Below are 13,879 nucleotides of genomic sequence, written 5' to 3'. Positions count from 1 at the left end.
GATTAATCCCATTATCCCGGGATTAATCTTTTTTTACTTCATCGGTCACGACGAAAAAAATCGACGATGGCGCCGGTTTTCTCCATATTTAACGTTGCCTGCTCAATATTTTGTTGGGCAACAGAAACAAAAAAAGCATCTAACAATGTGAGTTGTAATATTCGGGCTGAAGCATTTCGCCCTAATAACGGCGTCTCTGGTGCTGGCGAACAAATAATAAAGTCGGCCAGTTTGGCAATTGGCGAATGGTAGCTATGGGTAATACAGATAATTTTTGCGCCGTTCTTCTTCGCCAGTTCGACCGCCGCTTTCAAATCGCTGGTCCGCCCGGAATGGGACACCACCAGCACGACGTCTCCTTCTTGTAACAGCGCGGCGGACATCATCATGATGTGTGCGTCCTGATAAGCCTGACAGCGTACGCCGATACGCAGCAGCTTGTGGTGGATGTCGGCACAGATCGCGTTCGAACCGCCAACACCATACAGATCGCGCTGGTTTGCGCCGTAAAAGAAACGAGCGGCGCGGTGAATCTCATCTACGTTAACAATGGATTGCCCTTCCATAATGGTGCGCAATGTGATGTTGAACACCTTATTGACCACATCCTGTGGCGCTTCATCAAATGACAGTTCTGCGGGTAAAACCTGCTCAGACTGCGAAAAGTAGTCAACCAGCGCACTGCGGAGATTGCGAAAGCCGCTAAACCCCAGCAGTTTTGACACTTTGACAATCATCGCCTCAGACACCATCAGGGCTTCGGCAACGTCTTTAATAGCCGGCGCATCACTCAGATTACCCGGCGTCAGCAACCATTCCACAATACGGCTTTCGTTTTCCGTCATCCCTTCCTGCTTCATACGCAGATAAGGTGCAATGCCGATACCGTGTGGAAGCCCTTGATCAAACTCAGACTGGCTCATCGCTTTCTCTTGTCCTTGAAATGAAGACATCACTATATCACCACAGGGTGAACATAAAATATGCCGACAACTTCACAAAAATAAATAATTCATAAAGTTTTGTTTATTGTGAAGTTATGGCGGAAGACCAAATTTATACATCCAATAAAATTAAATAAAAACATAAAGATAAACACATTCCCCGGGAATTGGCACTGTGTCTGCCATTCTTGCAATGCACTTTCCCATATTGCTTCGTAAAAGTATGACGTGTAAAACAGGGGCCACCTGCGGTGTTTTTGCGGTTTTATTCACCATATAACCGGCAATAAATCACAAAAACCTTCGCAACCGTAAAGTCTGACAAAACATGAGGCGTGTAACATGAAGAGGATTGCATTGGGTTGTGACCATGTCGGTTTTATCCTCAAAGAGGAGATTCTGGCGCATCTGCGGGCAAAAGGGATTGAAGCGATTGATAAAGGCACCTGGTCGGATGAACGCACTGACTACCCGCGTTTCGCCAGCGCGGTGGCAGAAGCGGTAGTGAACGGCGAGGCCGATGGCGGGATCTTGATCTGCGGTACTGGCGTGGGGATTTCTATTACGGCGAACAAATTTCCCGGCATTCGCGCGGTAGTCTGTAGCGAGCCTTATTCGGCACAGCTTTCCCGCCAGCATAACAACACCAATATTCTGGCGTTCGGCTCCCGTGTGGTAGGACTGGAACTGGCAAAAATGATTGTTGATGCCTGGCTGAGTGCGGAGTTTGAAGGCGGCCGCCACCAGGTGCGAGTGGAGGCGATCGGCCAGGTAGAGCAACGCTTTTGCCGATAAACATTGCGCACGCCGCCGGAGAATGCGGTCGGCAGATCATCAATACGTGAAGCCGGGATTGCCACGTCTTTTTTGACGTCGGCAACACATAGCATCACCATTTTCCGGATAAATATTTCTTTGTTTGCCGCTGCTGGCTAAGATGGTTAGTAAGCTTCTTTAATGTTGGCTGTTGATAAGGTTATTTTCCGTTATGTCTAGCCGGTTAAAAAAAACGGTCATCGCCGTCCTGTTGGGGACGCTGCTGACCAGCCCCCAGTTTCCCGTACAGGCCGACATTCAGGACAGGCTGCCTGATATCGGCACAACCGCTGGCGGCACTCTCAGCATCAATCAGGAACTGGCGATGGGCGATTTTTATGTCCGCCAGTTACGGGCCGGCGCGCCGCTGATTAACGATCCCCTGCTGTCCAATTACATCAATCAGTTGGGAAACAGGCTGGTAAAACAGGCGGATTCGGTACGAACGCCTTTCCACTTCTTCCTGATTCGTAATGATGACATCAACGCCTTCGCCTTTTTCGGCGGCAACGTCGTGCTGCACTCGGCCCTGTTTCGCTACGCGGATAACGAAAGCGAGCTGGCTTCGGTACTGGCGCATGAAATTTCGCACGTTACGCAGCGCCATCTGGCCCGAACCATGGAGTCGCAACAGCGTAATGCGCCGCTAACCTGGGTAGGTGCGCTCGGTTCCATTCTCCTGGCGATGGCAAATCCCCAGTTGGGCATGGCGGCGTTAAGCGGGACCATGGCCGGGGCCCAACAGGGAATGATTACCTTTACTCAGGCTAACGAACAGGAAGCGGACCGTATCGGTATCCAGGTATTGCAACGCGCCGGTTTTGATCCGCAGGCCATGCCGAACTTTATGCAAAAGCTGGCCGATCAGTCGCGCTATAGCTCGAAACCGCCGGAAATTCTGCTTACCCACCCCTTACCGGAAAGCCGTCTGGCCGATGCGCGTAACCGCGCCAATCAGATGCGTTCAACGCCGGTTCAGTCGTCACAGGATTTCCTGTTTGCGAAAGTGCGCACCTTTGGTATGTATGGCTCGGCAGACCGGCCTCTCAGTGATGATCTGCTGGATGCCTGGGCAAAAGGGAATGTGCGTGAGCAGCTGGCGGCACAATATGGACAGGCCATTCGTCTCTATCAGGCCAAAAAATACGATGAAGCCCGCAATATCTTACAGCCGCTATTGAGTAAAACGCCTGATAGCCCGTGGTTTCTGGATCTCATGACGGATATCGATCTGGGGCAAAATCGTGCGACACAAGCGATCGCCCGGCTGCAAAACCAGGCTGGCGTACAAAACAATCCGGTACTGCAACTCAATCTGGCGAACGCTTACGTTGAAGGGAAACAGCCTGCTGCCGCGAGTAAAATTCTCTATCGCTATACCTATGCCCATCCTGACGATCCAAACGGTTGGGATCTGCTGGCGCAAGCTTCTGCCGCCCAGGGACTGCGATCGGAAGAATTATCGGCCAGAGCGGAAAGCATGGCGTTAACCGGGCAGCTCGATCAATCCATACGCCTGCTCAGCAACGCCAGCTCGTTAGTTAAACTCGGCAGTCTGGAACAGGCCCGCTATGATGCGCGTATCGACCAGCTGCGCCAGCTCCAGCAGCGCTTCCGTCAATATCAGAAATCCTGACGCCGGATAGAAATCAAGGATAATTTACCGTGACCAAACACGTAACGATTTACCATAATCCCCGCTGTTCCAAGAGCCGTGAAACGCTGGCGCTGCTGCAACAGCACGGCATTGAACCCGATGTGGTGCGCTACCTGGATACTCCGCCCGATGCGGACACGCTGACCCGCTTGATTCAGCAACTCGGCCTGAACAGCGCCCGCGATCTGATGCGCAAGAAAGAAGAGATTTACCAGCAGTTGAATCTCGCCAACGCATCACTGACGGAAGCGCAGCTGCTTCAGGCCATGGTCGATCATCCCAGACTGATTGAGCGTCCCATCGTGGTGGCTGGTCAACAGGCCCGCATTGGGCGTCCGCCCGAGCAGGTATTGGAGATAGTGTAGCCGGGCTACAGCCCGAGGATTTCTTTGACAAAAGGAATGGTCAGCTTGCGCTGGGCGGTGATAGAAGCATGATCGAGCTGATCCAGCGTCGTGAACAGCGTCCGCATTTCACGATCCAGCCGTTTAAGCAAAAAACGGCTGACGTCTTCCGGCAGTTCAAAACCTCGCAGTTTCGCCCGCAGTTGCAGCGCTTCGCCTTTCTCTTCATCGGACAGTGGCTGTAGCTTGTAAATCTGCCCCCAGTCCAGGCGCGAAGAAAGATCGGGAAGATGCAGATTAAGCTGGCGCGGAGGACGATCGCCGGTAATCAGCAGACGGGTGTGGCCGGTTTCCTGAACGCGGTTATAGAGATTGAAAACGGCCATTTCCCAGGCTTCATCACCCGCGATAGACTCAATATTATCCATGCACACCAGCGCCAGTTGCTCCATGCCGTCCAGTACCTCAGGGACGAAATAGGCCCGTTTATCCAACGGCACATAGCCCACCGCCTGTCCATGACGGGATAAATCGGCACAGGCGGCGTGCAACAGATGGCTGCGGCCTCCCCCTTCCCGTGACCAGAAGTAAATATAACTTCCATGTTCCTGACGCAGCGCGTTGGTAATCGCGGCAAGAAGAGACGCGTTCTCTCCCGGATAGAAACTGGCGAACGTTTCGTTATCCGGTAAATAAAGTGGCAATGAAAGCTGTGCCGGCGTGTTCAGAATCACCTCAAGCAAGACAGGCAGGAAAACCGTTCGAGTCTATCACAGAAACTCATCCCTGTTGAGGGCGTCGCGAACCAGCCCCGCAACAGAGTGAGACAAAGCAGACGGCAATCCGTAAACATCGCCTTAACGATGCATAGTGTCTTCTGCATCAGGCGCGTCCAGAATCACTTCCTCTTTGCGGAACAGGCTAATCACTTTGAATAACAGACTCATACCGATGCCCACGACCGTAGCCAGCGCCATACCTTTCAGCTCGGTCGCCCCCAGATGAACTTTAGCGCCGCTGACACCGATAATCAGGATCACGGAGGTCAGAATCAGGTTCTGCGCTTTGTTGTAATCCACTTTGGATTCAATCAGCACACGAATACCCGATGCGCCGATTACCCCGTACAGCAATAACGAGACGCCCCCCATTACCGGCACCGGTACCGCCTGGATCGCCGCCGCCAGCTTACCGACACAGGAAAGCAGGATGGCGATGATCGCCGCGCCGCCGATTACCCAGGTACTGTATACCTTGGTGATGGCCAGTACGCCGATGTTTTCGCCGTAGGTGGTATTGGGCGTGGAACCAAAGAATCCGGACAAAACGGTAGAAATACCGTTGGCGAACATGGAGCGGTGCAGCCCCGGATCACGCATAAGATCTTTCTTGACGATATTCGCCGTCACAACCAGATGGCCGACATGTTCAGCGATGACGACCAGTGCGGCTGGCAGAATAGTCAGAATGGCGAACCATTCAAAACGCGGCGTGTAAAAAGTCGGCAGAGCAAACCAGTGCGCCTCGCTGACAGGGGCGAAATCCACCACGCCCATGGCAAACGACAAGGCATATCCAGCCAACACCCCGATCAAAATCGGGATAATCGCCAGAAAACCACGGAACAGCACCGATCCCAGGATCGTCACCGCCAGCGTGGACAGCGAAATCGTCACCGCCGTGGTATCCATTGCCGTACCGTCGGCAGGCAATAATCCGGCCATACCGGCAGCGACGCCCGCCAGTTCAAGACCGATTACCGCAACAATCGCTCCCATGGCCGCAGGCGGGAACAAGACGTCCAGCCAGCCTGTCCCGGCTTTTTTGACAATCAGCGCCACCAGACAAAACAGCACGCCGCACATGATAAATCCACCCAATGCGACCTCATAGCCCAACGGCAACAGCAGCAGCACCGGTGAAATAAATGCAAAACTGGAGCCCAGATAGGCAGGAATTTTGCCTTTACAGATAAACAAATAAAGCAACGTGCCAATACCGTTGAATAACAGTACCGTCGCCGGATTGATCTTGAACAGGATCGGTACCAAAACGGTGGCACCAAACATCGCGAACAGATGTTGGAAGCTCAGCGGGATGGTTTGTAACAAGGGCGGTCGTTCACTTACCCCGATGGCGCGACGAGTCATCTTTATATCCTCTGTAACGTTGCTATTTATTGTAGGCGGGCAGTGCCCGCACCTGTTATTACAGCCAGACTTCATCCGCCCCGCCGCGGCGGAGCCACCCATTCTGGCTGATTATGTTGGTTGAGGCCGGCTTTGCACCCCAAAGGGTCGCTTGCGACGACCCGAAGGGTGATGGGCAGAGATTGCCCATCATAAAAAAAAACCGACTGAATCAGTCGGCCTGCCTGCTATTTAGTACCAAATATTTTATCGCCCGCGTCGCCCAGGCCCGGCATGATATAACCATGCTCGTTAAGTCCCTTATCGATCGACGCCGTATAGAGTTCAACGTCCGGGTGGGCTTTCTCCAGTGCGGCGATCCCTTCCGGGGCGGCAACCAGTACCAGCACTTTGATATTTTGACAGCCCGCTTTCTTCAACAGATCGATCGTGGCAATCATTGAACCGCCCGTTGCCAACATCGGGTCAACAACCAGCGCCATACGCTCTTCGATATTGGAAACCAGCTTTTGAAAATACGGTACTGGCTCCAGCGTTTCTTCATTACGGTAAATACCGACAACGCTGATACGTGCGCTGGGCACATTTTCCAGCACGCCTTCCATCATACCCAAACCGGCCCGCAGGATAGGCACAACGGTAATTTTTTTGCCTTTGATTTGATCGACTTCAACCGGGCCACACCAACCCTCAATGGTCACCTTCTCGGTGGCTAAATCGGCCGTTGCTTCATAGGTCAACAAACTTCCGACCTCCGAAGCCAACTCACGAAAACGTTTGGTGCTGATATCAGTTTCACGCATCAGACCAAGTTTATGTTTGACGAGTGGATGTTTCACCTCGACGATCTTCATCATTATTCTCCCCTAGACAGTGGACGGACAAAAAACGCCTGAGACGCTTTTAAACGCCGGGCGCGTTTTTTAACGTCACCTGGTGACGGCCCGCAGGGTGGCGGACAGCACGCCCGCCATAAAAAAATCGCGGGATTATACCGCTTTTTTTACTTAGTGCTATACGATTAAGCCTGATCCAGATCAACCGATAAAGGAAATTACCACCGATACCCGACAGGCTGCACATTGCGAAAAGGCGCCAACGCCAGTCTGAAGCAGACAGAAAAGGAAAATCATTCCCCTGCCATTTAAAAAACGTGAAGAGTATTAAGGAAAAACCCGACAGCCGATGACACATTACTCGCAAACGTTTGCCCACACTGCTAGAATTAGCGCGCTCAATTTTTTAACCACAAAATGTAACCTCCGTGGGGACTCCGCAGTGACCGACAAAACCTCTCTCAGCTATAAAGACGCAGGTGTGGATATTGATGCTGGCAACGCATTGGTAGACCGTATCAAAGGTGTAGTGAAACAGACCCGTCGCCCGGAAGTCATGGGTGGTCTGGGTGGTTTCGGCGCCTTGTGCGCCTTACCGCAAAAATACCGTGAACCCATTCTGGTTTCCGGCACTGACGGAGTCGGCACCAAGCTGCGTCTGGCAATGGATCTCAAGCGCCACAATACGATCGGTATCGATTTGGTTGCCATGTGTGTTAACGATTTGGTCGTACAGGGTGCCGAGCCGCTCTTTTTCCTCGACTACTACGCCACTGGCAAACTGGATGTGGATACGGCTGGCAGCGTCATTACCGGTATCGCTGAAGGCTGCAAACAGTCCGGCTGCGCGCTGGTCGGCGGCGAAACGGCCGAAATGCCGGGCATGTACCACGGTGAAGATTATGACGTGGCGGGTTTCTGCGTTGGCGTCGTTGAAAAATCCGAAATCATTGATGGCAGCAAAGTACAATCTGGCGACACGCTGATTGCTCTCGCATCCAGCGGGCCGCATTCGAACGGTTATTCGCTGGTACGTAAAATTCTTGAAGTCAGCCAGACCAATCCAGAGCAGTTTATGCTGGAAGGCAAACCGCTGGCCGACCATCTGCTGGCTCCGACCAGGATTTACGTGAAATCCGTCCTGTCCCTGATTGAAAAAATCGACGTACACGCTATCTCCCACCTGACCGGCGGCGGCTTCTGGGAAAATATCCCACGCGTACTGCCGGAAGGTATGCAGGCAACGATTGATGAATCCAGTTGGAAATGGCCGGCGGTCTTTAACTGGCTGCAACAGGCGGGTAATGTCAGCCGACACGAAATGTATCGTACTTTTAACTGTGGTGTTGGTATGATCATCGTATTGCCAACCGAACAGGCAGACGAGGCCATCGCTTTGTTAAACAGCAGTGGCGAGAACGCATGGAAAATCGGCGTCATTACTCAAACCGATGCCGGAGACTCAGTGGTCATTAACTGATGAAAAACATCGTTGTCTTGATATCAGGTCAGGGAAGCAACTTGCAGGCGTTGATTGACGCCGGCAAGCGCGGACGCATGAAAGGAAAGATAGCTGCGGTATTCAGCAATAACCCCGAAGCCTACGGGCTACAGATTGCACAGGATGCAGACATCCCGACGCATATCATTAGCCCGGAAACCTTTCCCGATCGTGCGGCCTATGATGCGGCCATGGCGCAGGAAATTGAACAGTATGAACCCGCTCTGGTTATTTTGGCGGGTTATATGCGGATTCTGAGCCCCGATTTTGTCGCGCAGTTCGCAGGCAAAATACTCAACGTCCATCCATCGCTGTTGCCGAAATATCCCGGACTGCACACGCACCGCAAGGCGCTGGAAAATGGCGATGCCGTACATGGCACCTCCGTGCATTTCGTAACGGATGATCTGGATGGCGGACCGCTGATTTTGCAGGCAAAAGTACCGGTTTTTAGCGACGATAGCGAAGAAACGTTGACCGCTCGCGTAAAAACGCAGGAACACACAATCTATCCCATGGTCGTGAATTGGTTCCTGAACGGTCGTCTGGTCATGCGTGAAAACGAGGCATGGCTTGATGGCATCCGCATTCCCCCTCAGGGTTATGCAGCGGAATAATGACTCAGAGGCGCATCATACCAATAATATGGATGTGCCTCCCGCTTAAGGTTTTTACCTCACCCAATATTGAATATTCCTATATTAGCGCAATCCGTAACATGACGATGATTCCGGCTTTTTATTGCCGCCTGCCGCTTTAATTATTTACTTAATGAACAGTAACTTTCAGATCTGCAACGATATCTGTCCCCCGCAGTCATTAACCCTACCCGCTGTACGTTGAAAACAGAAATAACAATGATTATCCTTCGCAGCCCGGTTTTTGGCAGAGTTAATCATGCGCATCGTCATACTCTTTTTTCTATCGATCCTTAGCCCGCTATCGCCGGCAAAAACCGTTACCGATATTCTCGGCCGGCAGGTAGAGATCCCCGACAATCCACAACGCATCATCCTCGGCGAAAGCCGCATGCTCTACACGCTGGCGCTGCTGGAATCGGGTAATCCGGCAAAAAAGGTGGTGGGCTGGCCGGGAGATATGCCACGTTACGACGCGCAGAGCTGGCAACGCTATACGGAAAAATTTCCGTCGATCGGCCAGATTCCGCAATTAGGCAACGGCAGTTTGCAGACCATGAATGCAGAAATGCTGCTGCCGTTGAAACCCGATCTGGTTATTTTACCGCGACTGGCAAAAACCCCGGCAAACGAAGACCAGCTGGAACAGACACTGGCGCGCGCAGGCGTGCCGGTGATTTATATCGATTTACGCGTGGATTTGCTTAACAACACGCTGCCAAGTATTCGCCTGCTGGGCGAAGTCCTGAATCAACCACAGCAGGCGGCCGACTTCAGCGCCTTCTATCAGAAACACATGGCGGCGGTCAGGGAACGGATTGCCCAATACCACGGTAGAAAAACCACCGTGATGTTGCACCTGCATCTTGGGCGCCGCGATACCTGTTGCACAACGGCCGTAGGCGGCAATCTCGGCGATTTGCTGACATTCGCCGGTGGTGAAAACATCGCCGCCGGGGCCATTAACAGCGTCTACGGCGAACTCAGCCCGGAACGCGTACTGGCAGCCAAGCCCGATGTCTACATCGCCACCGGCATGGCCGGTCCTGAAGGAAAACGCTTCTCCAGCCTGATGCTGGGACCGATGGTGACCAAACCGCAGGCGCAGACCAGCTTCAACAACCTGATTCGTCAGGAACCGATTCTTTCTCACCTTCAGGCCGTACAGACTGGCCGAGCCTGGAGTATGTGGCACAACTTTTACCTCAGCCCTTATCACGTGGTGATGGTAGAGATGTTCGCCAAAGCGCTGTATCCCGACCTGTTTGCCGACATCGATCCGCAACTCACCCTACAAGAACTTTACCTGCAATTTTTACCCATCGATTTTTCAGGGACTTATTGGAGTCAGATCTCGCATGAATAACAAGACATTGCGTAACGGTTGGCCGTTGCTGGTACTTTTGCCGTTTGGAACGCAGGCGGCCACCGCCGACGCCCAAAACGACACGCTGGAGGTCACCGCAACGACGGTGGAACAGGCGGAAACCGAAACGGGCTATCAGCCGCATAAAACCACCACCGGCACCCGTACCGAAAGCCGGCTGCTGGATGTGCCGCAGGCGGTCAACGTCGTCCCTGCTCAGGTCATTGAGGATCGCGCGGTACGGAACATTGATGAAGCCTTATATAACGTCAGCGGGATTACCCAATCCAATACGCTCGGCGGCACGCAGGATGCGCTCATCAAACGCGGCTTTGGCGACAACCGCGACGGCTCCATCTTTCGTGACGGCGTCCGCTCCATTCAGGCCCGTAATTTCACCCCCACCAGCGATCGTGTGGAGGTGCTGAAAGGCCCGGCCTCTATGCTGTATGGCATGGGTGAACCCGGTGGCGTAATCAATATCGTCAGTAAAAAACCGGAGCTGGAACAGAAGACCCATATTGAAGGCTGGGGCAGCAGCTTTAACGGCGGCGGCGGTCAGTTGGATGTCACCGGGCCGTTGGGGGCTTCCGGGCTGGCTTATCGTATGGTGGTCGATCATGATGAAACCGACTATTGGCGCAATTTTGGCCGCAACCGCCAGACGACCATCGCCCCGTCGCTGATGTGGTACGGTGAAGACACTACCGTGCGGGTGGCATACGAACATATGGAATACCTGACGCCGTTTGACCGCGGCACCGTTCTCGACACCAATACCGGTAAGCCGGTAAATACGCCGCGCAAACGCCGCTTCGACGAGCACTACAACGCTACCCGCGGCGATCAGGACAGCATCACCATGCAGGTGGATCGCAATCTGACCGATCGTTGGAAAAGCAGCCTGATCTATTCTTATAACCGCAACCGGTACAGCGACAATCAGGCGCGGGCAACGGCGTATAATCCCGATACCGGCGTACTGAGGCGTCAGCCAGACGCAACCGCCAATGCCCATGCCCAGACGCAGGTGGTACAGCTTACGTTAAATGGCGACATTGACTGGGGTCGCATCAATCATCAGTTGCTGTTTGGGTTTGATTACGAAGCCGATCGAACCTACCGTGGCGATATGATCCGCGGGACCGCCAGCTCAAACTTCAACGTCTATGACCCGGTCTATGGACAACAACCCGCATCGACCAGCGTCAGCGCCGCCGACAGCGACCAGCGGGAAAATATCGACAGCACCGGCTTCTTTATGCAGGACGTGATCCGCCTGAACGATCGCTGGCAGTTGCTGGGCGGCTTACGCTATGACAGCTTTGACGTTATGGCAGGCAAAGGCCGTCCATTTGTTACCGCGACAGACAGCTCATACCATCGTCTGGTACCGCGGGCCGGGATTATTTACAGCCTGACCGACTACTCTTCACTCTATGCCAGCTACAGCGAATCGTTTAAGCCCAACTCATCTATTGCGACGCAAATTGGGGCGCTACCGCCGGAAATCGGCACAGCTTACGAGATCGGCGCCAAGCTCGATCTGCCCAACCGGATTACGGGGAATCTGGCCTTATTTGACATTGAAAAGCGCAATGTGATGGTCAACGAAACCCTCAACGGAGAAACGGTTACCCGTACCGCGGGTAAAGTCCGTTCACAGGGCGTTGAACTGGATCTGGCCGGGAAGCTGACCGATTCGCTGAGCTTGATCGGTTCCTATGCCTATACCGATGCCCGCGTGACTGCCGATCCAGGCAATAACGGCAACAGAATGCCGAATGCGGCTCGTCATACGGCATCTTTATTCCTGACCCAGGATTTCGGCAATATTGGTCTGGCTGCCGGCGATGACCTGCGTGCCGGCGCGGGCGCGCGTTATGTAAGCCGCCGCGCAGGTGATGCGGCAAACAGTTTCTATCTGGATGATTACACGGTGGCCGATGCGTTTGTGGCCTATAGCCTGCCGCTTAACGGCTATAAGGTGAAATGGCAGATCAACGTGAAAAATCTGTTTGATAAAACCTATTATCCGTCCAGCGGCAATAACCTGCGCATCGCCGTTGGCGAGCCGCGTCAGGTGGTACTGCGCGCCAGCGTCGATTTCTGATGCCCTGCCGTCCTGCATTAAGTACGTGAAGTTTCTGTCACGCAAAAAGCCCGAAGGCTGGCATAAAGCCAGCCTTCGGGTTAAGCGCCTGCGCTGTGTTTTTTATATCACCATGCTGGCGAGAAGAATAAAAATCAGCCCGCAGAGGGATAACAGGGTCGACATCAGCGTCCAGGACAATAGCGTCTCTTTGGTGGTCAGGCCGAAGAAATCCTTAATCATCCAGAAGCTGGCATCGTTGACGTGAGAGCAAATACAGGAACCCGCGCCGGTCGCCAGCGTAATCAACGCCAGGTTGGTATTCGGATGCACGGCCAGCAGCGGGATTACTAACCCGGCGGTTGAAATCGCGGCCACCGTGGCGGACCCCAGACAGATCCTCAGGAAAGCCGCCACGCCCCACGCCATCAGGATCGGGTTGATATCCATCCCCGATACCAGCGTAGAGATATACTGGCCGACGCCGGAATCAATCAACACCTGCTTGAACGCGCCGCCGCCGCCGATAATCAGCAACAGACCGGCGATACCGGCAATCGCCTTGCTACAGGAGTCCATCAGTTCCGCAATGGTTTTCCCTCTGCCCACGCCCATGGTGTAAATGGCGAAGAGCAGCGAAATGAGCATTGCAATGGTGGAGTTGCCCAGAAACAGGAACATGTTGTACAGCGCGCTGGGGTCGCCGGCATCTTTTGGCCGCGCCATCTGCATGATGGTCACCAGCGCCATCAGGATCACCGGCAGCATGGCGGTTAAAAAGCTGATACCAAACCCCGGCATTTCGCTTTCACTAAAGCTTTTGGTAGCGCCAAGCGACGCGATGTTGCCCTCTTTTTTAAACGCCTCCGGGATCAGGCGCTGGCACACTTTATTCAACAGCGGGCCGCACAGAATAAAGGTGGGGATACCGACAATGATACCGTAAATCAGCACCATACCGACATCCGCGCCATATTCCCTGGCGATAACGGTCGGCCCCGGGTGCGGCGGCAGAAAACCGTGCGCCACCAGCAAACCGGATAACATCGGCACACACATATACATCGGCGAAATTTTGGCTTCGCGGGCGATAGCGAACAAAATGGGCACCAGCAGAATCAAACCCACTTCGAAAAATAGCGCAATCCCGACAATAAAGGCGGAACAGACGACCGCCCAGTCCAGTTTTTTGGCGCCGAAATATTTCAGCATCGTCAGCGCAATACGCTGCGCGCCCCCGGCATCGGATAATAAACGGCCGAGCATGACGCCGAAGCCGAATATCAGGCCAATATGTCCCAGCGTGCCGCCAAGGCCGGATTCGACCGAAGCGACAACCTTATTCAGTCCCATTCCACTGGCGATGGCGACACCGATCGAGACAATAATTAATGAAACAAATGTGTTTAGTTTAATTTTTATGGTTAAAAGCAGGAGTACAGCAATACCTGCCACAACAATTAACAGTGGCATAATGTCCTCTCATTATCAGATAGCAATCAGTTATCGTTCAGGCGGGGCGAGCGCGGCGCCTG

Annotated in this window: 12 protein-coding genes; 7 read left to right on the top strand and 5 right to left on the bottom strand. The window is 53.4% G+C overall.

The window, feature by feature from the left end:
• Positions 1-38: 38 nt before the first annotated feature.
• Positions 39-923, bottom strand: coding sequence for a MurR/RpiR family transcriptional regulator (locus B4923_RS03550; RefSeq protein WP_109052980.1), 885 nt, complete (start codon positions 921-923; stop codon positions 39-41).
• A 363-nt stretch (positions 924-1,286) separates the two neighbouring features.
• On the opposite strand from B4923_RS03550, the gene rpiB reads away from it, so the two are divergent.
• The 3 genes from rpiB (at position 1,287) to arsC (ending at position 3,782) form a co-directional block, all read left to right on the top strand.
• The gene (gene rpiB, locus B4923_RS03545) at positions 1,287-1,739 is read left to right on the top strand and encodes a bifunctional allose-6-phosphate isomerase/ribose-5-phosphate isomerase RpiB (protein WP_109052979.1); all 453 of its coding nucleotides are present in this window, start codon (positions 1,287-1,289) and stop codon (positions 1,737-1,739) included.
• A gap of 193 nt (positions 1,740-1,932) precedes the next feature.
• Positions 1,933-3,396 (top strand): beta-barrel assembly-enhancing protease, encoded by a 1,464-nt coding sequence (gene bepA / locus B4923_RS03540; RefSeq protein ID WP_109052978.1) that lies wholly within the window; start codon positions 1,933-1,935, stop codon positions 3,394-3,396.
• A 29-nt stretch (positions 3,397-3,425) separates the two neighbouring features.
• Entirely contained in the window at positions 3,426-3,782 is a 357-nt protein-coding gene (arsC, locus tag B4923_RS03535) for an arsenate reductase (glutaredoxin) (protein WP_109052977.1), read from the top strand.
• Between the two features lie 5 nt (positions 3,783-3,787).
• Here the strand turns inward: arsC and hda are convergent, their stop codons facing one another.
• The 3 genes from hda to upp form a co-directional block, all read right to left on the bottom strand.
• Positions 3,788-4,495 carry a DnaA inactivator Hda gene (hda, locus tag B4923_RS03530; protein ID WP_168709749.1) on the bottom strand — a complete coding sequence of 236 codons (708 nt, stop codon included), beginning with the start codon at positions 4,493-4,495 and terminating at the stop codon, positions 3,788-3,790.
• Positions 4,496-4,618: 123 nt separating this feature from the next.
• On the bottom strand, positions 4,619-5,911 hold the full coding sequence (gene uraA / locus B4923_RS03525; RefSeq protein ID WP_109052975.1) for a uracil permease: 1,293 nt from the start codon (positions 5,909-5,911) through the stop codon (positions 4,619-4,621).
• Between the two features lie 227 nt (positions 5,912-6,138).
• On the bottom strand, positions 6,139-6,765 hold the full coding sequence (gene upp, locus B4923_RS03520; RefSeq protein ID WP_109053064.1) for a uracil phosphoribosyltransferase: 627 nt from the start codon (positions 6,763-6,765) through the stop codon (positions 6,139-6,141).
• 424 nt (positions 6,766-7,189) lie between these two features.
• On the opposite strand from upp, the gene purM reads away from it, so the two are divergent.
• The 4 genes from purM to B4923_RS03500 all read left to right on the top strand — a co-directional run bounded on the left by purM (position 7,190) and on the right by B4923_RS03500 (position 12,365).
• Positions 7,190-8,227 (top strand): phosphoribosylformylglycinamidine cyclo-ligase, encoded by a 1,038-nt coding sequence (gene purM, locus B4923_RS03515; protein ID WP_109052974.1) that lies wholly within the window; start codon positions 7,190-7,192, stop codon positions 8,225-8,227.
• Positions 8,227-8,865 (top strand): phosphoribosylglycinamide formyltransferase, encoded by a 639-nt coding sequence (gene purN / locus B4923_RS03510; RefSeq protein ID WP_109052973.1) that lies wholly within the window; start codon positions 8,227-8,229, stop codon positions 8,863-8,865. Before purM ends, purN begins: the two co-directional genes overlap by 1 nt.
• A gap of 280 nt (positions 8,866-9,145) precedes the next feature.
• The gene (locus B4923_RS03505) at positions 9,146-10,252 is read left to right on the top strand and encodes an ABC transporter substrate-binding protein (protein ID WP_109052972.1); all 1,107 of its coding nucleotides are present in this window, start codon (positions 9,146-9,148) and stop codon (positions 10,250-10,252) included.
• Positions 10,245-12,365, top strand: a complete 2,121-nt coding sequence (locus B4923_RS03500; protein WP_109052971.1) for a TonB-dependent siderophore receptor — start codon at positions 10,245-10,247, stop codon at positions 12,363-12,365. Before B4923_RS03505 ends, B4923_RS03500 begins: the two co-directional genes overlap by 8 nt.
• Positions 12,366-12,467: 102 nt before the next feature.
• On the opposite strand, the gene B4923_RS03495 is transcribed toward B4923_RS03500, so the two are convergent.
• Complete coding sequence (locus B4923_RS03495; RefSeq protein ID WP_109052970.1) at positions 12,468-13,817, bottom strand: GntP family permease; 1,350 nt, start codon at positions 13,815-13,817, stop codon at positions 12,468-12,470.
• Positions 13,818-13,879: the final 62 nt, after the last annotated feature.

Origin of the sequence: Brenneria roseae subsp. americana (assembly GCF_003115815.1) — a bacterium.
Taxonomy (GTDB): Bacteria; Pseudomonadota; Gammaproteobacteria; order Enterobacterales; family Enterobacteriaceae; genus Brenneria; species Brenneria roseae.
This window is presented reverse-complemented; position numbering and strand designations above follow the sequence as displayed.

Excerpts from the sequence above, each read along its gene's own strand:
- B4923_RS03550 (WP_109052980.1), bottom strand. The coding sequence starts at position 923 with ATGAGCCAGTCTGAGTTTGATCAAGGGCTTCCACACGGTATCGGCATT.
- rpiB (WP_109052979.1), top strand. The coding sequence starts at position 1,287 with ATGAAGAGGATTGCATTGGGTTGTGACCATGTCGGTTTTATCCTCAAA.
- bepA (WP_109052978.1), top strand. The coding sequence starts at position 1,933 with ATGTCTAGCCGGTTAAAAAAAACGGTCATCGCCGTCCTGTTGGGGACG.
- uraA (WP_109052975.1), bottom strand. The coding sequence starts at position 5,911 with ATGACTCGTCGCGCCATCGGGGTAAGTGAACGACCGCCCTTGTTACAA.
- upp (WP_109053064.1), bottom strand. The coding sequence starts at position 6,765 with ATGAAGATCGTCGAGGTGAAACATCCACTCGTCAAACATAAACTTGGT.
- purN (WP_109052973.1), top strand. The coding sequence starts at position 8,227 with ATGAAAAACATCGTTGTCTTGATATCAGGTCAGGGAAGCAACTTGCAG.
- B4923_RS03505 (WP_109052972.1), top strand. The coding sequence starts at position 9,146 with ATGCGCATCGTCATACTCTTTTTTCTATCGATCCTTAGCCCGCTATCG.
- B4923_RS03500 (WP_109052971.1), top strand. The coding sequence starts at position 10,245 with ATGAATAACAAGACATTGCGTAACGGTTGGCCGTTGCTGGTACTTTTG.
- B4923_RS03495 (WP_109052970.1), bottom strand. The coding sequence starts at position 13,817 with ATGCCACTGTTAATTGTTGTGGCAGGTATTGCTGTACTCCTGCTTTTA.